General features: G+C 71.7%; 18 protein-coding genes. 5 read left to right on the top strand and 13 right to left on the bottom strand.

Annotated features, from left to right (window positions below):
• Positions 1-10: 10 nt before the first annotated feature.
• From GDI_RS06855 to GDI_RS06865, 3 genes are read right to left on the bottom strand one after another with little or no spacing between them, the layout of a single operon-like run.
• Positions 11-190: a hypothetical protein gene (locus GDI_RS06855; protein WP_012554157.1), complete on the bottom strand. Its 180-nt coding sequence runs from the start codon at positions 188-190 to the stop codon at positions 11-13.
• The gene (locus GDI_RS06860; protein WP_012554158.1) at positions 187-441 is read right to left on the bottom strand and encodes a hypothetical protein; all 255 of its coding nucleotides are present in this window, start codon (positions 439-441) and stop codon (positions 187-189) included. Before GDI_RS06860 ends, GDI_RS06855 begins: the two co-directional genes overlap by 4 nt.
• Positions 431-1,720, bottom strand: a complete 1,290-nt coding sequence (locus tag GDI_RS06865; protein WP_231854238.1) for a glycosyltransferase family 4 protein — start codon at positions 1,718-1,720, stop codon at positions 431-433. Before GDI_RS06865 ends, GDI_RS06860 begins: the two co-directional genes overlap by 11 nt.
• A 385-nt stretch (positions 1,721-2,105) precedes the next feature.
• On the opposite strand from GDI_RS06865, the gene GDI_RS06870 reads away from it, so the two are divergent.
• The 4 genes from GDI_RS06870 (at position 2,106) to infC (ending at position 6,715) form a co-directional block, all read left to right on the top strand.
• A complete protein-coding gene (locus GDI_RS06870; RefSeq protein ID WP_231854239.1) occupies positions 2,106-2,723 on the top strand; it encodes a tetratricopeptide repeat protein in 618 nt (205 codons plus the stop codon).
• Between the two features lie 323 nt (positions 2,724-3,046).
• Positions 3,047-3,949, top strand: coding sequence for a glycosyltransferase family 9 protein (locus GDI_RS06875; protein ID WP_012224744.1), 903 nt, complete (start codon positions 3,047-3,049; stop codon positions 3,947-3,949).
• A gap of 41 nt (positions 3,950-3,990) precedes the next feature.
• A complete protein-coding gene (gene thrS / locus GDI_RS06880; RefSeq protein WP_012224745.1) occupies positions 3,991-5,916 on the top strand; it encodes a threonine--tRNA ligase in 1,926 nt (641 codons plus the stop codon).
• A 277-nt stretch (positions 5,917-6,193) separates the two neighbouring features.
• Entirely contained in the window at positions 6,194-6,715 is a 522-nt protein-coding gene (gene infC, locus GDI_RS06885; RefSeq protein WP_012224746.1) for a translation initiation factor IF-3, read from the top strand.
• Between the two features lie 52 nt (positions 6,716-6,767).
• Here infC and GDI_RS06890 read toward each other — a convergent pair whose 3' ends face one another.
• The 9 genes from GDI_RS06890 to hrpB form a co-directional block, all read right to left on the bottom strand.
• Positions 6,768-7,463: a GNAT family N-acetyltransferase gene (locus tag GDI_RS06890; protein ID WP_012554160.1), complete on the bottom strand. Its 696-nt coding sequence runs from the start codon at positions 7,461-7,463 to the stop codon at positions 6,768-6,770.
• A complete protein-coding gene (locus GDI_RS06895) occupies positions 7,456-7,848 on the bottom strand; it encodes a type II toxin-antitoxin system death-on-curing family toxin (RefSeq protein WP_012224748.1) in 393 nt (130 codons plus the stop codon). Before GDI_RS06895 ends, GDI_RS06890 begins: the two co-directional genes overlap by 8 nt.
• Positions 7,845-8,072, bottom strand: a complete 228-nt coding sequence (locus tag GDI_RS06900) for an AbrB/MazE/SpoVT family DNA-binding domain-containing protein (RefSeq protein WP_012224749.1) — start codon at positions 8,070-8,072, stop codon at positions 7,845-7,847. The genes GDI_RS06895 and GDI_RS06900 overlap by 4 nt, the downstream gene beginning before the upstream one ends.
• A 70-nt stretch (positions 8,073-8,142) precedes the next feature.
• A complete protein-coding gene (locus GDI_RS06905) occupies positions 8,143-8,868 on the bottom strand; it encodes an SIMPL domain-containing protein (RefSeq protein WP_012224750.1) in 726 nt (241 codons plus the stop codon).
• Positions 8,865-9,191, bottom strand: a complete 327-nt coding sequence (locus tag GDI_RS06910; RefSeq protein WP_041249331.1) for a hypothetical protein — start codon at positions 9,189-9,191, stop codon at positions 8,865-8,867. Before GDI_RS06910 ends, GDI_RS06905 begins: the two co-directional genes overlap by 4 nt.
• 20 nt (positions 9,192-9,211) lie before the next feature.
• Complete coding sequence (locus tag GDI_RS06915; RefSeq protein ID WP_012224752.1) at positions 9,212-10,759, bottom strand: sensor histidine kinase; 1,548 nt, start codon at positions 10,757-10,759, stop codon at positions 9,212-9,214.
• A 19-nt stretch (positions 10,760-10,778) separates the two neighbouring features.
• Positions 10,779-11,459 carry a winged helix-turn-helix domain-containing protein gene (locus tag GDI_RS06920; RefSeq protein ID WP_012224753.1) on the bottom strand — a complete coding sequence of 227 codons (681 nt, stop codon included), beginning with the start codon at positions 11,457-11,459 and terminating at the stop codon, positions 10,779-10,781.
• A gap of 77 nt (positions 11,460-11,536) precedes the next feature.
• Complete coding sequence (locus tag GDI_RS06925) at positions 11,537-12,643, bottom strand: S1C family serine protease (protein WP_012554163.1); 1,107 nt, start codon at positions 12,641-12,643, stop codon at positions 11,537-11,539.
• Between the two features lie 92 nt (positions 12,644-12,735).
• On the bottom strand, positions 12,736-15,300 hold the full coding sequence (gene hrpB / locus GDI_RS06930) for an ATP-dependent helicase HrpB (RefSeq protein ID WP_012224755.1): 2,565 nt from the start codon (positions 15,298-15,300) through the stop codon (positions 12,736-12,738).
• 89 nt (positions 15,301-15,389) lie between these two features.
• On the opposite strand from hrpB, the gene GDI_RS06935 reads away from it, so the two are divergent.
• Positions 15,390-17,516 (top strand): protein-disulfide reductase DsbD family protein, encoded by a 2,127-nt coding sequence (locus GDI_RS06935; RefSeq protein ID WP_157871006.1) that lies wholly within the window; start codon positions 15,390-15,392, stop codon positions 17,514-17,516.
• A gap of 23 nt (positions 17,517-17,539) precedes the next feature.
• On the opposite strand, the gene GDI_RS06940 is transcribed toward GDI_RS06935, so the two are convergent.
• Positions 17,540-18,556, bottom strand: a complete 1,017-nt coding sequence (locus GDI_RS06940) for a hypothetical protein (protein WP_012554166.1) — start codon at positions 18,554-18,556, stop codon at positions 17,540-17,542.
• Positions 18,557-18,569: the final 13 nt, after the last annotated feature.

Here is an 18,569-nt window from a genome sequence, read left to right on the forward strand (position 1 = left end):
CCGACCGCAATCAGCTCTTTGCGCCGTCCTCGGCCGCCGCGTCCGGGACGGGCGGCGCGGCGGGCGCGTCGGCGCGGGCGCGCGACTGCTGCTTGCGCCGGCGCAGGTTCTCGCGCAGGGCGGCGGCCTCGCGCGCCAGGCGCTCCTGCCGGGCGGCCTCGGCCTTCTCGGCCTTGCTCTTTTCGGTCATCGCCGCCGGGCCGCCCACAGCAGCACCAGCGACCCCGCCATCAGCAGCGCGCCGGTGCAGTCCAGGACCAGGCTGGGCCATCCGTGCCACAGCAGCGGCCAGTGCCACTGGGACTGGCCGATTTCCAGCAGGATGCTGGTGCCGAAGCAGAACACCGCCAGGCTCTGCGCCCAGGACACCAGGGACGTGGACAGCCGGGCCGGGGGGCGCGGGGCGGCGCGCGTGCCGCGCCGCGACGGGTTACTGGACATGGGCGGTTCCTGTGAGGTCGGTTCTGTCGGGGGGCGTATCCCCGGGCGTGGCATCGGGTGTGGCATCGCCTTGGGCGGCCTGCCAGGCGAACCATCCGGCCAGGCTGGAGCCCAGGATTTCATCATACACCGCCAGGGTGGCCTGCTGCATCGCGGCCGTGGTGTAGCTTGCCTGCACGCTTGCCCGGGCGGCGGCGCCCAGGGCGGCGGCGTCTTCGGGCGCCATGTCCAGCACCGCGCGGATCGCCCCGGCCAGGGCGGAGGCATCGCCGGGGGGCACCAGCAGGCCGGTCTGCCCGTGCGCGACGGTTTCCATCGCCGCGCCGTGGGCGGCCACGATCACCGGCCGGGCCATGGCCTGGGCCTCGATCACCACGCGGCCGAAGGGCTCGGGCCGCAGCGACGGCATGACCACGACGTCCGCCAGCGCCAGGGCGGCGGGCATGTCCGCGCACAGGCCGGCGAAATAGACCCGCCCGCGCAGGGCGGGCTGGGTTTCCGCCATCTGCGTCAGGCTGCGCGCGAACCGGTCGCGGCGCCGCGCCGGCCCGACGAAGACGCAGGCCCAGTCGCGCCCGCTGCCGCCCCTGGCCTGCTCCTGGGCCTCCATCCGCGCCAGCGCCTCCAGCAGCAGGGCCTGGCCCTTCCAGGGGGTGATCCGGCCGGGCAGCATGATGATCGCCGCGTCCTCGGGCAGGCCCCATTGCTCGGCCAGGGCCTGGATGCGGGGGCCGCGCACGATGTCGGGGTCGAAACGCGCGGTATCCACCCCGCGCGGGATCAGCCGCAGCCGGTCCGGTCCCACCCCGTAATCGCGGGCCAGGCGCTGCGCGATGAAGGCGCTGATGGCGATGACCCGCCGCCCCGATGCCATGACGGCATTGTACCGCCGCTTGCCCGGAACGCTCTCGCGGTACACGCCGTGCCATGTCGTCACCAGCGGCACCCCGGTGCGCCGGCAGGCCAGCGCCGCCGACCAGCCGGGGGCGCGCGACCGCGCATGGACCAGATGCACCCCCTGCGCGCGGATCAGCCGTGCCAGCCGCCGTGCATTGAGCAGGATTCGCAGCGGGTTCTTCGTGCGCAGGTCGATCGGCATATGCACGCCGCCGGCATGGCGCAGGCGGGCCAGCAGCCGGCCGCCGGCGCACGCCACCAGCGCCACGCCCCCGGCGCGGGTGATGGCGTCGGCCATTTCGATGGTGCCCTGCTCGATCCCCCCCGCGTCCAAGGCGGGCAGCACCTGAAGAATGACGGGGCGATGCGCAAGCGACTCCATGCGCCCGCTTAGCATGAACCGGCGGCCAGTGCATCGTTCCGCCCGCGTTGCGCGAAGGGGGCGGGCTTGACCGCCGCCTCCCGGCCTGCGCCAAATCACCCCATGACGGTCTCGGTGCTTCAGTGTCTGCCCGGAAACGCGCGCCGAAACGTGCGCCGGCGACCGCACGCGGCCTTGCCGGGGGCGGTGCCGGCCCTGCGCATGGTGGGGGCGGGGCTGCTGCCGGCGTGGCTGGTGATGGCCGCCCCGGCCGGCGGGCAGGCGCGGGCCGTGCCTCCGCGACATGATCAGGCCCGGCCCGTTCCCCTTCCGGAAGCGGTGTCCGGCCCCTCGCTGGCAACCTGCCTGTCGCATCTGCCCGACGACCCCGACGGTGCGCGGGATTATGCCGCCGCCTGGGCGGCGCGGGGCGGCGGCGTGCATCGCCGCCGGGCGCTGGGGGGCGCTGGCGCAACTGGCGCTGGGCGACGCGCACGGCGCGGCCGTCGCGCTGGACGGGCTGGCCCATGCCCCCGGCGACCCCGCCACCCGGGCCGCCATCGCGCGGGACGCCGCGGGCGCCTGGGCGGTGGATGGCGACCCGCCCCGGGTCCTCGACAGCGCCGGATACGGGCTGATCCTCGCCCCGAGGGACGCGGGACTGCTGATCCTGCACGCACGCGCGGCGGTGGCCGGTGACCGCGCCGCCCAGGCGGTCGCCGACCTGACGCCGCTGCCGTCCGATCCGGCGGCGCAGGCCGAGGCCCTGGTCGTGCGGGCATCGGCCTATCGCCGGCTGGGGCGGATCGACCTGGCCCGCGCCGATATCGACCAGGCGCTGCGCCGCACGCCGCAGGATGCCGCCGCCCTGCTGGAACGCGGCATCGTCCGGCAGCGGCTGGGCGACATGCCCGGCGCCCGCGCGGATTGGGAACAGGTGATGGAGGTCGCCCCGGACTCCCGCCAGGCCGACCTCGCCCGCCAGGACCTGGCGGTGCTGGAAGCCGACCCGGACGCCCCCTGATCCCGCTCGGACAGGCACGCAGGGGTGGCACTGTCACGTTCGCGTCATATGTGATCGTGTAACATCGACTCCGCCCCAGACTGTGCTACGGATAGGGCATGAGGTGCGTGCCACCTCCAAGAAGATAGAAGAACAAGAAGAAACAAGAAGAGACGGAAACCTCCATGAAGAAGGGTAGCGCTGCCGCTGTCCCTTTTTCCGGCGTCGCTCCTGATTCTGCCAAACCAGAATCCGGCCCCTCGGGGCGACGCCGGTTCGTCCCGCCGGTTCATGGTTGGGGCGGCCTTCTTTTCACGCGGGACATTCTGGCCTAACGAGAACGCATGACGCGCATTCTCGTGATCAAGCTGGGTGCGCTGGGCGATCTGGTCCAGGCCTTCGCCCCCTTCGCCGCCATCCGCGCCCATCATCGTTCTGCCTCCGTCACCCTGCTGACGACCGCCCCGTTCGCGGCCCTGATGCGCGCATCCCCCTGGTTCGACCGGGTGGAGGTGGATTCGCGCCCGTCCTGGCGAAACCTGCGCGGGCTGGCGGCGCTGCGCCGCACGCTGGTCGGGTACGACATGGTCTACGACCTGCAGACATCCGGCCGGTCGTCGCGCTATTTTCGCCTGGCGGGCCGTCCCGCCTGGTCGGGGATCGCGGCGGGCGCGGGCTGGCCGCACGACAATCCCCACCGCGATGTCATGCATACCCGTGCCCGCCAGCGCGACCAGTTGCGCCGTGCCGGCATCGCCCAGGTGCCCGACCCCGACCTGTCCTGGCTGGCGGGGGGCGGGCCGGTCCTGCCCGCGCCCTATGCGCTGCTGGTGCCGGGCGCTGCCCCGCACCGGCCGGCCAAGCGCTGGCCGGCCGAACGGTTCGGGGCCCTGGCCTGCCGCCTGCACCAGCGCGGCCTGACGCCGGTGATCGTGGGCACGCAGGCCGAATCCGGCCTGGCCGCCATCATTCGCGCCGCCTGCCCGGCCGCGCGCGACCTGACGGGCCGGACCGGCCTGCCCGACCTGGCCGGGCTGGCGGCGCGCGCGGCGCTGGCGGTGGGCAACGATACCGGGCCGATGCACCTGGCCGCCGCCATGGGCTGCCCCGCGACGGTGCTGTTTTCGCGCGACAGCGACCCGTCCCTGACCGCGCCGCTGGGCCGCGCGCCGGGGCAGGTGCGGGTCCTGCGCGTTGACGATCTGGCCACTCTGAGCGTGGATAGGGTTGCGGCCTGCCTCGGCTGACGCCATTACAGCGACTTCCCTTTGTCTGGAGCATCGACATCATGCCTGCCATCACCCTGCCTGACGGATCCGTTCGCCGCTTTGACGGTCCGGTGACGGGCACTATGGTGGCGGAGTCCATCGGCCCGGGCCTGGCCCGCGCCGCGCTGGCGATGGAGGTGGACGGCGCGCTGGTCGACCTGTCGCGCGAAATCGCCGACGACGCGTCGGTCCGCTTCATCACCCGCAAGGACGACGCGGCGCTGGAGATGATCCGCCACGACACCGCCCATGTCCTGGCCGAGGCCGTGCAGTCCCTGTGGCCCGGCACCCAGGTCACCATCGGCCCGTCGATCGAGAACGGCTTCTATTACGATTTCTATCGCAACGAGCCCTTCACGCCCGAGGACTTCCCCGCGATCGAGGCCCGCATGCGCGAGATCGTGGCCGCCAACGCCCGCTTCGAGCGTGAGGTCTGGCCGCGCGACGAGGCGATCCGCTTCTTCGAGAACCGGGGCGAGCGCTTCAAGGCCGAACTGATCCGCGACCTGCCGGAAAGCGAGCCGATCTCGATCTACCGCCAGGGCGAATGGCTGGACCTGTGCCGTGGCCCGCATCTGCGCGGCACGGCGGACGTGGGCAGCGCCTTCAAGCTGATGAAGGTGGCCGGCGCCTACTGGCGCGGCGACCACCGCAACCCGATGCTGACGCGCATCTACGGCACCGCGTGGCGCGACCAGAAGGAACTGGACGCCCACCTGCACCGGCTGGAGGAAGCGGAACGCCGCGACCATCGCCGCATCGGGCGCGAGATGGACCTGTTCCATATCCAGGAAGAGGCCGTCGGTTCGATCTTCTGGCACCCCAAGGGCTGGCGCCTCTATACCGCGTTGCAGGATTACATGCGCCGCGCCCAGACCCGGGGCGGCTACCAGGAAGTCCGCACCCCGCAACTGGTCGACCGCGCGCTGTGGGAGGCCTCGGGCCACTGGGACAAATATCGCGAGCACATGTTCATCGCGACGGTCGAGGACGAGGACAAGACCCTCGCGCTGAAGCCGATGAACTGCCCGTGCCATGTCCAGATCTTCCGCCACGGCCTGCGGTCCTATCGCGAACTGCCGCTGCGCATGGCGGAATTCGGCGCCTGCCATCGCTACGAGCCCTCGGGCGCGCTGCACGGCATCATGCGCGTGCGTTCGTTCACCCAGGATGACGCCCACATCTTCTGCACCGAGTCGCAGATCGCGGCCGAGACGGCGCGCTTCGTGCGCATGCTGGCCGAAGTCTATGCCGACCTGGGCTTCGAAAGCTTCCGGGTGAAATTCGCCGACCGGCCGGAACAGCGCGCCGGCAGCGACGAGACCTGGGACCGGGCCGAGGGCGCGCTGATCGAGGCCTGCCGCCTGGCCGGCGTCGAATACGAGTACAACCCCGGCGAGGGCGCGTTCTACGGGCCGAAACTGGAATTCGTGCTGCGCGACGCCATCGGCCGCGACTGGCAGTGCGGCACCCTGCAGGTCGATTACGTGCTGCCCGAGCGGCTGGACGCGTCCTTCGTCGGCGAGGACAGCGCCCGCCACCGCCCGGTGATGCTGCATCGCGCGATCCTGGGCTCGTTCGAGCGCTTCCTGGGTATCCTGATCGAGCAGCATGCGGGCCGGTTCCCGCTGTGGCTGGCGCCGGTGCAGGTGGTGGTGGCCTCGATCGTCACCGACGCCGCGCCCTATGCCGAACAGGTGGCCGAGACGCTGACGCAGGCGGGCCTGGTGGTCGAGACCGACATCCGGAACGAGAAGATCAACGCCAAGGTGCGCGAGCACAGCCTGGCCCGCGTGCCGGTGATCCTGGTCGTCGGCCGCAAGGAGGCCGAGGACGGCACCGTCGCGATCCGCCGCCTGGGCGGCGCGGCGCAGGAGGTCATGAGCCTGGCCGATGCCGCGACCGCGCTGGCGGCCGAGGCCCTGCCGCCCGACCTGCGCCGGTAAGGCGCACGCCTTATTTCGACGGGGCCGGGCAACGATTCCGGTCGGACCCCGTTAGGCGGTCAGGTCCCGCCCGGGATGACATTGTGCTGCCGGTGCATGGCTGGCTTCGCCGTTCATGCACCGACAGAGCTTGATCTCGGGGGGCGGTTTGCGCCAATAACGGCAAACTCGGAGGCCATTTGCGCTGTCTCGACCCCATTGCCCGCGGGCAGTGGCGGGGGTGGTGCGCTCTCCGGGGCGAAAACGAAGACAGGAGCCGACCATAGCCAGACCTCCGATGCCCACTCCGCCTAACCGCGAGGGCCCACGCGTCAACGAGGAAATTCGTGTCCCGCAGGTGCGTCTGATCGACGCGGACGGCGAGATGCTGGGCGTCATGCCCACACGCGACGCGCTGATGCGCGCTTATGCGGTCGGTCTCGACCTGCTGGAAATCAGTCCGAACGCCGAACCCCCGGTCGCCAAGATCCTGGATTACGGCAAGTTCAAGTACGAACAGCAGAAAAAGCGCAACGAGGCCCGCAAGAAGCAGAAGGTCATCGAGATCAAGGAGGTCAAGGTCCGGCCGAATATCGATGAGAACGACTATCAGGTGAAGATGCGCGCCATGAAGTCGTTCATCGGCGAGGGCGACAAGGTCAAGGTGACGCTGCGCTTCCGTGGCCGCGAAATGGCGCACCAGGACCTGGGCATCAAGGTCCTGGAACGCATCCGCACCGAGATGGACGAACAGGCGAAGGTCGAGCAGATGCCCAAGCTCGAAAACCGCCAGATGATCATGGTCCTGTCGCCCCGTTGACCCCGGCAGGGCCTGGAACGAAAAAAGCCCGGACCCTGGTCCGGGCTTTTTTTTATTTACGCGCCCGCATCACGGTCGCCGTCACGCGCTGGTGGGGCCTGAACCCAAGGGCCTCGTAAAGCGCGATCGCGCCGGTATTGTCGGCATAGGAATGCAGGAAGGGCCTTTCGCCCCGGTCGAGAATGCGCGTGGCGACGGTTCGCATCAGGAAGGCCGCATAGCCGCGCCCGCGATGGTCCGGGTGGGTGCAGACCCCGCTCACCTCGGTAAAACGCCCCGGCTTCAGGCGCTCGCCGGCCATGGCGACCAGGCGGCCCCGGTCCCGAATGCCCACGAAGCCGCCCAGGCGCCACGTGCCGGCGAGAAAGGGACCCGGAGCGGTGAGGGTCGCAAGTGCCAGCATCTCGGCGGCATCGGACTCTCCGAGCTCGGAGAACGAAAAGCGACGGCTATCCTCCGTCACACGGGATGCGACCATTTGCAGGCATTCCGCGCTGCGGATGATGACGGCGCCGGAAGGCGGAGGAACCGCTTCCTTTTCGACGGTCCAGAATTCCCCGCTCCCGGACAGATCCGCCAGCAGGTCCAGATGCCGTGCCGTGTTCGTGCGCGCGGCGCCGAACGGCCCGATGGCCGGATCGAAGCGACGCACCTCGTCATCCCCGATGGCCAGCGCCCCCTGACGTCCTGAAAGCGCATTCCAGACCGGACGGTCCAGAACCTCCTGCCGGATGTTGAAGTCAGTCACGTCGATGCTCCCGCAACCAGCGCGCGAATCCCGCCTCCTCGATCCGACTTTCGACGAGTGCCACCATCTGCTCGACGATTTCGGGTGCCTCCGCCATGACGTCGGCATCATTCACCTTGAGGAACAGCACGCAGCAGCCCCACGCGGTGCGCTTGTTCGCGTCGTTGAACGGATGGTTGCCGGCGATGCCGAACGCGTAGGCGGCGGCGAGATCGAAGAGATCGACAGTGCCCGGATCGGCATAATGATAGCGGTTCAGAGGCCGCCCGAGGGCACTATGCAGCAGATCCTCGTTCTTCAGCCCGTGCGCGCCGCCATATTCGCGCAAGGCATGGTCATGCAGGAACAGGACGGCATCAGGTTCCAGAAATTCCGGGGCGTTCACCGTTTGGCCAGTTCCTGAAGCGCGTCAGCCTGTTCGCGCAGCACCTCGCGCGCCAGTTGCATCTGGCGTTCCAGCTTCAGGTTGCGTTTGACCAGCTTCACTCCGTCCGCCATCTCGACCAGCGTCAGTTCCTGCCCGACTTCCAGCCCCAGCCGGATGCGCGTTTCCGCCGGCAGCGTCACGCCGACCGAATTGCCCTGCTTGCGCAGCACGACCGTTTCCATGTTCGCCCCCTATCTTACAAAACGTAATATAGGCTCCGGCATTCGCCCTGTCAGCTACTCTTCCCGGATTCTACGGATGCAGCAGGAACGTCGCGGTGGCCGAGGCGGTGACGTCCTGTTCCTCGGCGGGGGCGGAGGGCGCGACGGCGGCGCGGGCGGCCATCATCATCATCGGCATGGGGCGCGGCATGGTCCGGTCGCCCAGTGCGACCCTGCGAAGGGTCCCGATTTTCAGGCCCAGCGTCGCCGCGGCGGAGTCCGCCCGGCGGCGGACATCCTTCAGCGCCTCGGACTCGGCCTGGCGGGTCAAATCCTGCCGCCGGTCGGGCGACAGGGACCAGTCCAGTCCCGACAGGCCCAGCCCGCGCGCCTGCAGCCTGCCCACCAGGTCCAGCAGCGCCGTGCCGTCGGCCCCGGCCAGGCGGATGGTCTGGCGCGCCACCCATTGGGGCGGCTTGGCGCTGTCGTCATGCTGGACGGAATAGCCCTCGGTCACGGTGGTGACGCCGCCGGCCGCATGGGCGGCGTCCATGGCCTGGCGGACCAGCGCGTTGACCCGCCCCTGCGCCGCAGCCGCCGTCGCGGCCGCGCTCTCGGCGAACAGCGTCGCGGTCAGCCGGTCGGGCGCGGCATGGACCGTGCCCGTCCCGGACAGGGTCAGTTCGGTGGCCGCCAGGCGTGTATCCGGCGCGCGTGCATCCGGGGCGGGCATGTCCTGGGCGGCGGCGGGACCGGGCAGGGCGGCGATGGCAAGCAGGGCGGACGCGGCGAGGGGGAGAACGAGACGACGGGTCATGAATGATTGTCTTCCTTCAGCACCATCAGGGCGCGGCGCAACTGGACGATGCCCGAACGGACCCTGCCCTCGCGGCAAAGATGCGCGCCCTGGATGCGCAGGTCATGGACCTCGCGCGTCAGCGGGGGGCCATAGGCGTCGATGACGGTGACCAGCCGTTCGCAGAAGGCGCGGCTGTCGCTGGTGATGACGACCGGATGTCCGCTGTCGGAAACCGCGTGGCTGCGCGGCAGCGGCGTGCCCTCGTCCGGTGCCGGCGCGAAACCGCACAGGCAGAAGCCCATGGCCAGCAGGACTGGAACCGGAGGAGGCTGCATGCTCATGATTCGAAGCCTAGGGCGTGTCACGTGTCGCCCCCATGGGGTGAATGTGAAGTCTCCGTCACGCCGTCCGGCGGCGGCGCGGGCGGGAGCGGAACGGGCGCGCGCGAGGCGAAGCGGGGGCGGGCGGCCTCGCGCGCCACGGGCAGCACCATGCGGACCGACAGCCCCGGCGCATTGCTGCGCAGCCGCAGCACGCCGCCATGCAGTTGCACGATCGCCTGCACCAGCGACAGGCCCAGGCCCGCGCCGGGGGTGTTGCGGGCCGTCTCGGCACGGAAGAAGCGTTCCGACGCACGCGCCATGTCGGCCTCGTTCATGCCGATCCCCTCGTCGGTGACGGCGATGGATACGGCATTGCGCCCCGGGGCGGACCCGCTCAGCCCCGGCAGCAGGGCCGGTCCCAGGGCGACGGCCAGCGTGACCGTTCCCCCGGCGGGTGAAAACTTGATGGCGTTGTCCAGCAGGTTGGCCACCGCCTGCTGCATCATCGCCTGGTCGCCGTAGAAGGGCAGGGTGGGCGGCAGGCGCAGCACCAGCCGGATCTGCCGTTCCTCGGCCACGGCCTCGTACAGGTCGCCGATATCGGCCAGCAGCGGCACCAGGTCGAACGGGGCGAAGGCCGATCGGCGGGACCCGGCCTCGATCTGCGCGATCCGCAGCAGGGCCTCGAACACCGCCGTCACATTGTCCAGGTGACCCACGGCACGGTCGATGGCCGCGCGCAGTTCGCCCTCGCCGCTTGCATGCTCGGCCGCGTCCTCCAACTGGGTGCGGGCGCGGGTGATGGGCGTGCGCAGGTCGTGGGCGATGGAATTGGACACCTGGCGCACGCCGTCCATCAGCCGCACGATGCGGTCCAGCATCTCGTTGATCGCCTCGGCCACCTGGTCCAGCTCGTCGCCATTGCCGACCAGCGGCATCCGGCGCGACAGGTCGCCATGCGCGATCGCCGACGTGGTCTGGGCGATCGACTTGATCATGCGGCGGAACATGCCGTGCACCAGCACCGCGCCGCTGATCGCCAGCAGCGTCACCATCATCCACGCCCAAAGCAGGGAATCGGTCAGCAGGCGGCGCAGCACGGCGCGCGACCGGACATCCCGCCCGACCAGCAGCCGGAAGCCGCCCGGCAGGGCGAAGGCATGGACCTGCGCCATGTCGCGCATGCCCGCCCGTGTGACCTCCAGCGCGTACCACCGGTCGGTGCTGGTGATCATGGCCGGCCATTCCGACAGGTTGCCCGCCAGCCGGTGGCCGGTCGGGTCGACCATCAGGTAGATCGCGTCGTCATCCAGGTTCTGTTCCAGCCGGTCGTCGATCGTCAGCGCCAGGGTCGGCAGCCCGCCCTCGGCCCAGCGCTGGCTCAGCGCCCGGGCGTCGGCATTGATCGCGGTTTCCACCTGCCGTTCCAGGAAGCCGATCGTCCCCCACCAGATGAAGGACATGAACAGGATCGAGGACAGGGCGAACAGCACGCCATAGCCCAGCGAAAAGCGCAGGCTGGCCGAACGGGGCAGCCTGAACCGGCGCCGGCCCGTGCCCGAGGCGGTCTGCTGCCCGGATTGCATGATGCGCGGTCCCGCGTTCCTATTCCGCCCGCAGCATGTAGCCGGCGTTGCGGATGGTATGGATCAGGGGGGTATCGAACGGCTTGTCCACCTTCTGGCGCAGGCGGGACACATGGACGTCGATGACGTTGGTCTGCGGGTCGAAATGATAGTCCCACACGCCTTCCAGCAGCATGGTGCGCGTCACGACCTGGCCGGCATTGCGCATCAGGTATTCCAGCAGCCGGAATTCGCGGGGCTGCAGGTCGATGCGGCTGCCCGCCGCGGCGGACGACCGCGACAGCAGGTCGATTTCCAGGTCCGCCACGTTCAGGCGCGTCAGCGGCGCGTTGTCGCTGCGCCCCCGGCGCGACAGGGCCTCGACCCGGGCCAGCAATTCGCTGAAGGCGAAGGGCTTGGTGACGTAATCGTCGCCGCCGGCCTTCAGGCCCTGCACGCGGTCATCCACGTCCGCCAGCGCCGACAGCAGCAGGACCGGCGTGCTGTTGTTCTGCGCGCGGATGGTTTCCAGCAGCCGCAGCCCGTCGATCCCGCCCGGTAGCATGCGGTCCAGGATGATCAGGTCGAAATTCTCGCTGACCGCCAGGAACAGCCCGTCCTTGCCGTTGTCCACCGGCTCGACCAGGTGCCCGGCCTCGCGCAGGCCCTTGGCGACGAAATTGCGGACGGTCGGATCATCCTCGACGACCAGGATATGCATGTCGGTCCGGCTCCCGTTTCAACCTTGGCCGATCATCTTACGCTGCATGCGGCCGCACTGGCCAGAGCGGGAGGTACCTAGTCGTCCATATCCGCCGGCCGGCTTCCCACCGCGACCGGCACCGTCAGCACGGCGCCGTGGCGGCGGATGCGGACCTGCACGGTCGAACCGGGATGTTCCGCCGCGATGGTGCGGATCAGGGTGCGGGAGGTATCCATCGGTTCGTCCCCCACGCTCAGCACGATGTCGCCGGTGCGCAGCCTGGCCCGCTGGGCGGGGCCGTCATGGTCGATGTCGGTGATGCGCACCCCGTCATGGGTGTCGCCATCCGCCAGGGTCACGCCCAGCCAGCCGCGCGCGATGTGCCCGCTGCGGCGCAGTTCGGCCACGATGGGGGCCACGATTTCCGACGGAATGCCGAAGCCGATTCCCACCGACCCGCCGGTGGGCGACACGATGGCGGTGTTCAGCGCCACCACCTGGCCGCTGAGGTTGAACGACGGCCCCCCCGAATTGCCGGGATTGATCGGCGCGTCCAGTTGCAGGAAATCGTCGAACGGGCTGGCGCCGATATCGCGCCCGCGCGCGGACACGATCCCGGCGGTGACGGACGAGCCCAGGCCGAACGGGTTGCCCGCCGCCATGATCCAGTCGCCGACATTGATCTGCCGGCTGTCGCCCCAGGTCACGAACGGCAGCGGATGCGGGGCCTGGATGCTGATGACCGCGATGTCGGTCAGGTCGTCGCTGCCCACCAGACGGGCGGGATATTCGGTTCCGTCGGACAGCGAGACCGTGATGTGGTCGGCCTCGCCCACCACATGGTTGTTGGTCACGATCACGCCGCTGGGGTCGATGATGAAGCCCGATCCGGCGCCCAGCATCTCCTCGCCGCGCGAGCGCATGCGCTCGCGGAACCGCTTCTCGAAGGGCGTGCCCTTGACGCCCGGGGGAACCGGCACGCGCTTCTGCGGGTCGTCGGCATCCTGCGTCACGGCGATATTGACCACGGCCGGCACCACCTGACGCACCAGCGGCGCGAAGGTCAGCGGCCCGGAGGTGACCAGCGGCGGCGCGGGCGGCGCGAACAGGGGGGCGTCGGCCCGCGCGGTGGCGCAGGTGAAACCCAGGGCCAGGCCGGCCACGGCCGCCGCGCAACGCTTCGGCCGGCTTACCATCCGCATGGGTATGACATCCTGTTCATGGCGCATGGGTCGGCGCGTTACGGATATCGCGACGATAGCGCATGTTCGCGCCGCCGTCATGGCGGCGGCGGTCACGGCCGGCGGCCGGCATGACGCGCGGGGGGCGCGGCGGTCGCCGGGTTTTCCGGCCAGTCGTGGCGGGGGTAGCGCCCGCGCATGTCGCGGCGCATGTCCGCCCAGCTTCCGGCCCAGAATCCGGCCAGGTCGGCGGTGATGGCCTGCGGCCGCCCGGCGGGTGACAGCAGCGCGACCTGCAGCCCGACCTGCCCGTCGGCCAGGCGCGGCGTCTCGCGCACGCCGTAGAAGGTCTGGGCGCGGGCCGAGGCCGTGGGAACCGGCTGGGTATAATCCACCGGGACCCGCCCGCCCGGCAGGTCCAGGTGCGTGGGCAGCGCCCGGTCCAGCCACGCCAGCGTGGCATGGTCCAGCCGCCCGCGCAGCATTGCCAGCACGTCCAGCGCCGCGACCTCGGACAGGCGGCTCAGGCCCGTCAGCCAGGGGGCCAGCCATTCGGCGGCGTCGGCGGCCAGTGCGGCGTCCGACAGATCCGGCAGCGCGTCGCGCCCCGGCAGGCCGCGCGCCAGGGCCACGCGGGCCTGGAACTGGCGGGATGCCGGGGTCCAGCCCAGGGTGGTGTCCAGCCGGTCCGCCACCTGGCGCAGCAACAGGTCCGCCACGTCGCCGGGCGCGGCCGCGACCGTGCGGTCCCGCAGTACCAGCGCCCCCAGCCTCAGCCGGCGCCGGGCCATCACCGATCCGGTCACCGGGTCCAGGGTGGTCTCCACCTGCTCGGTGGCGCGGCGGCGCACCGTCTCGGGCAGTGAATCCGGGTCCAGCGCCGCCGCAATGCGGATGTCGGCGGCGGTGCGGACATGCAGCGTCGCCACCGCCAGCAGGCCGGCATCGGCCAGCCGGTCGGTCTTGCCCAGCCGCGCGCCGCCCCCGCCGGACAGGCGGAAGCTGCCCGGCTCCCCCCGGCGCTGTGCGATGCGGTCGGGGAAGGCGGCGGCCAGCAGCGACGCGGCATGGCCCTGGCCCGCCGTGCCGGCCCGCAGGCCCAGCCGGCGGCGATACTGGCCCGCCGCCTGCCGGATGCGCGCCAGTGCGCCGCGATCGGCGTCGGCATGGTCGCCGCCCGCGATCAGGTCCAGCCGCAGCGCGATGTCGGCGGGGGGCACGGCGGGCGCGCCCCGGCCGCCCGCCGGGCGGGGCCGCAGCGGGTCGCGTTCCTCCAGCAGGGCGGCGATGTCGGCGGCCAGCGCGGCCTCGCCGGCATCGCGGGCGGCCAGCATCATCGCCGCCAGGCGCGGATGCGCGCCCAGCGCCGCCATGCGCTCGCCCTCGGCGGTGATGCGCGCGTCGTCGTCCACCCCCAGCGCCAGCAGCAGGGCGCGCGCGGCCTCGAACGCGCCGTTGGGCGGGGCGTCGGGCAGGGGCAGTTCGTCCGGGGCGGTGCCCATCGCCGCCTGCCACGCGGCGGTGTCCAGCCGCAGGCCGGTCAGTTCGGCATCCAGGATTTCCGGGCGGTCGTGCGGGGCCATGCCGCGTTGCGTCGCCTCGCGTCCACAGGCGCAGGGCGGCGCCGGGACCCTCGCGTCCGGCGCGGCCGGCGCGCTGGGCGCGGGCGGCGCGGGAAATCCGCACCGTGTCCACCCGCGAGACAGCCCGGCCCCGGGGTCCAGGCGCGGGCTGCGCGCGATAGCCGCCATCCACCACCACCCGGACCCGCGGGCACGGTCAGCATGTCCTCGGCGACTCGAGGTCGCCAGGATCACCCGCCGGCCATTCCCCTTTTGTCCGTCGCTGGGGCCGGGGCGCAGCACGCGGTCCTGCTCGGCGGGCGGCATGTCGCCATACAGCGGCAGGATCGCGGCGGGCGCGCCGGCCAGTGCCGCCTGCGTGCGGCGGATTTCCCCCACCCCGGGCAGGAAGGCCAGGATATCGCCCTCATGCTCGGCCAGGGCGGCGCGGATCGCGCGGGCCATCGCCTCGGGCAGGTCGCGCACATGCGGGATGTCGCGCGGGGCGTGATGGATCGCGACGGGGAACATCCGGCCGGCGCTTTCGATCAGCCGCGCCTCCATCAGCGCCGACAGCGCCGCGCCGTCCATGGTGGCCGACATCGCCACCAGACGCAGGTCCGGCCGCAGGCTGCGCTGCACGTCCAGGCAGAAGGCCAGCGCCGCGTCGGCGTCCAGCGAGCGCTCGTGGATCTCGTCCAGGATGACGCAGGCCACGCCCTCCAGCGTCGGGTCGGCCAGCAGGCGCCGCACCATCAGCCCTTCGGTCACCACCTCGATGCGCGTGCGCTCCGATATGGCGGAGTCCAGCCGGGTGCGGTAGCCGACCAGGCCGCCGGCGTCCTCGCCCAGCAGCGCCGCCATGCGCTGCGCCGCCGCGCGGGCGGCCAGCCGGCGCGGTTCCAGCATGACGATGCGCCCGTCCCCCCGCCAGGGCGCGTCCAGCAGCGCCAGCGGCACCGTCGTGGTCTTGCCCGCGCCCGGGGGCGCCACCAGCACGGCGGAGGGATGCTCCGCCAGGCTGGCGCGCAGGGCCGGCAGGATGGCCGCCACCGGCAGGTCGGCCGGAAGGGCGAGCGCCGGAAGGGGGCTTTGCAGGGCGTGGTCGGATTCCATATCCTGCTTTATGCGTCCGCGACCTGGAACCGGCAATCGCCGGCCGTCGCACGCCCATTCTTCCGCCCCCTCGTTCCGGAGCCCCCTTCGTGGTCCTATCCTGGCGCCTGCCCCCGTTCCTGCGTCTGTCATTGCTGTTTCTGGCGCCGCTTGTCTTCCTCCTGGCGCTGCCGTCCGGCCGCGCGGGGGCGGCTGAGAGTGCGGCGCTGACCACCACGCGCGACAGCGCGACGCTGGTGACGGACACCGACCGGTACCGGCCCGGCATGCCGCTGCATGTCGGGCTGCGCCTGCGGCTGCAGCCGGGGTGGCATACCTACTGGATCAATCCCGGCGACGCGGGCGAGGCCCCGACCCTGGCGGTGCAGGCCGGTGGCGGGGCCGCCGGCGCATCCGGCACCATTGCCTGGCCGGTGCCCCGGCGCCTGCCCGACGGGCCGCTGATGTCCTACGGCTATACCGGCGAGGTGCTGCTGCCGGCCGAACTGCGCCCGACCGGACCGGGGGACGGGCCGATGGTGTTGCAGGCCACGGCCGAATGGCTGGTCTGCGCCGCCGTCTGCGTGCCCGAACAGGGGCGGTTCACCCTGACGCTGCCGCCGGGCGACCCCGCGCCCTCGGACCAGGCGCCGCTGTTCGCGCGCGCCGCCGCCGCGCGGCCGGTTGCCTCGCCCTTCGCCGCGATGATCGCGTCCGATGGCGTGTTGGCGATCACGGGCGCGGGGCTGTCGTCCGATACGGTGCGTGATGCCTGGTTCATGCCCACGATCTCCGGCGCCATCGACCAGGATGCGGCGCAGGCCCTGTCGGTCCATGACGGCGGGCTGACCCTGGCGCTGAAGCCCGGCGACGCCTTCCACGCCGCCCCCACGCTGGACGGCGTGCTGGTGCTGAAGGATGCGGCGGGGCAGGAACGCGGCCTGTCGGTTTCGGCCCGTCCCGGTGCGGTGCCGACCGTGACCCCTGGGGCGGTCCCCGGGCCGGCCCATAGCGGCGCGGCGCGCATGCTGCTGCTGGCTTTCGCCGGCGGGCTGATCCTGAATTTGATGCCGTGCGTGTTTCCGGTGCTGGTGATGAAGGCGATGGCCCTGACCCGCCTGGCCGGCGGGGGCGCGTCGGCGCGGCTGGCCGGCGCCGGGGCCTATGCGGGCGGCGTGATCGGCGCGTTTGTGATGCTGGGCGGCGTGATCCTGGCGCTGCGCGCGGCCGGGGCCGTCGCGGGCTGGGGCTTCCAGTTCCAGTCGGCGGCCTTTGTCGCCGCCATGTGCTGGCTGCTGTTCGCGGTGGCGCTGAACCTGCTGGGCGTGTTCGGCATGGGCAACGGCATCGCGGCGCTGGGCGGCGTGGGCGTGTCGCGCACCGGCTATCTGGGCGATGCGATGACCGGGGTGCTGGCGGTGCTGGTGGCCACCCCCTGCACCGCGCCGTTCATGGGGGCGGCGATCGCGGGCGCGCTGGCGGCCTCGCCGGTCGTGGCGATGGCGGTGTTCGTCGCGATGGGGGCGGGGCTGGCTGCGCCCTACCTGCTGCTGGCCGGCGTGCCGGGGCTGGCGCGCCACCTGCCGCGCCCCGGCGCGTGGATGGATATCCTGCGCCAGGGCCTGGCCTTTCCGGTGCTGGGCACCTGCGTATGGCTGATGTGGGTGCTGGCGTTGCAGGACGGGGCCGGCGCGATCGCAGTGCTGGGCATCGGGCTGGTGCTGATCGGGCTGGCGGCGTGGCTGACCGGCCTGGCGCAGGGCATGGCCATGCGCGACGGCCCGGCGCGGCGCATTCGCCTGTGCCGGGCGGTGGCGCTGGCCGCGCTGGCGCTGGCCATGGCGCTGCTGCCCGGGCTGGGCGGCACCGTATCCGGGGGCGCGGGGGTGTCTGCCGCCGACGGGTCGGACCGTTTTCGGCCAGCCCGGCTGGCCACGTTGCGGGCGCAGGACCGCCCGGTGTTCGTGGACATGACGGCGGCGTGGTGCATTTCCTGCCTGGTGAACGAACGGGTGGCCCTGTCCTCGGCCCCGGTACAGACGGCGTTCCATGACCGGCACGTGGTCTACATGAAGGGCGACTGGACCAACCGGAACGCGGCGATCAGCGCCTTCCTGGACGCCCATGGGCGGGCGGGGGTGCCGTTCTACCTCTATTACCCGCCGGGCAGCGGCGATGGCCGGGCCCTGCCGCAGATCCTGACGACCGGACTGGTGCTGGACGCGCTGAAAGGATAGCGCGTCCGTTCCCCTTCAGGCGATCAGTAGCCGTTGCTGTTGTCGGCCGGACTGGCGGGGGTGCCGGTCGCGGGTGTGGTCGCGGGTGCGGCGGTGGCCGTGCCCGGCGGCAGGGTCAGGTAGCCGGGCTGCGGCGACAGGGTGCGCGGCGCCGCCGGGTCAGGGCTGGCGGCATCGCCGCCGGGGGCCCCGGTGGGGAAGATCGCATCGGGCCCGCTGCTGGCCGGCGGCGTTGCCGGGGGGGCGGACACAGCGGGAGCGGGGGCCGGCGCGGCCGGGGTTGCGTCGGGCGAGGCGGCAGGAGCGGCGGCGGGTGCCGGGGCCGGTGCGGGCGCTACCGCGGGGGCCGTCGAATCCGGGGCCGGACCGGCCGGGACGGTGGCCGCCGCCGGGGTGGCGGTCATGTCCGGCGTCGTTCCGGGCAGGCCCAGCGTCTGCTGCTGGATCGCGCCGGCCGCGCTGGTGCCGGCGGTATCGACCAGCCAGTCCGCCAGATGATGCCGGATCTGGAATTCCAGCTCGATATTCATGTCCTTCATCATCTGCGACGTCAGCGTGTACAGATGGGCCGGGCTGTCCGCATTGCCGTCATCGTCGGACGCGCCCGGGCTGAAGCTGCGATGGACATGCGCCTCGGCGTAAGCCGAACGCTGGCCGTTGGCGGCGGTGACATCCAGATGCACGTCCATCTGTCCTTCCAGCGTGCCGCCGGGCATGTGCAGGATGGAAGCCCTGTCGATCGTGAAGACCGCGCTGCCGGCGCTGCCCGCCGCCATCAGCCGGTCGGCCGCCATGCGCAGCAGCGCCTGGTCGGGCGGCGTCGGCGCGCGGCCGGAAATATCGCCCGGCACCGATCCCGGCTGCCCGTTATCGACGGTGGTGATCGTCCCGACATTCAGGTGCAGCACCGGCAGGTAGTCGTAATGCATCGGCGCGAAGGCGGTCTGCGGCGGCGTGTCGTCGCATGCCGCGAGCGGCAGAAGCGGGCAGGCGAGCAGCAGCAGCAGGGGCAACCGGACGGCCCGGCGAGACGAACGCATGGACGGTATCTCC

The sequence above is a fragment of the Gluconacetobacter diazotrophicus PA1 5 genome, assembly GCF_000067045.1.
Classification (GTDB): Bacteria; Pseudomonadota; Alphaproteobacteria; order Acetobacterales; family Acetobacteraceae; genus Gluconacetobacter; species Gluconacetobacter diazotrophicus.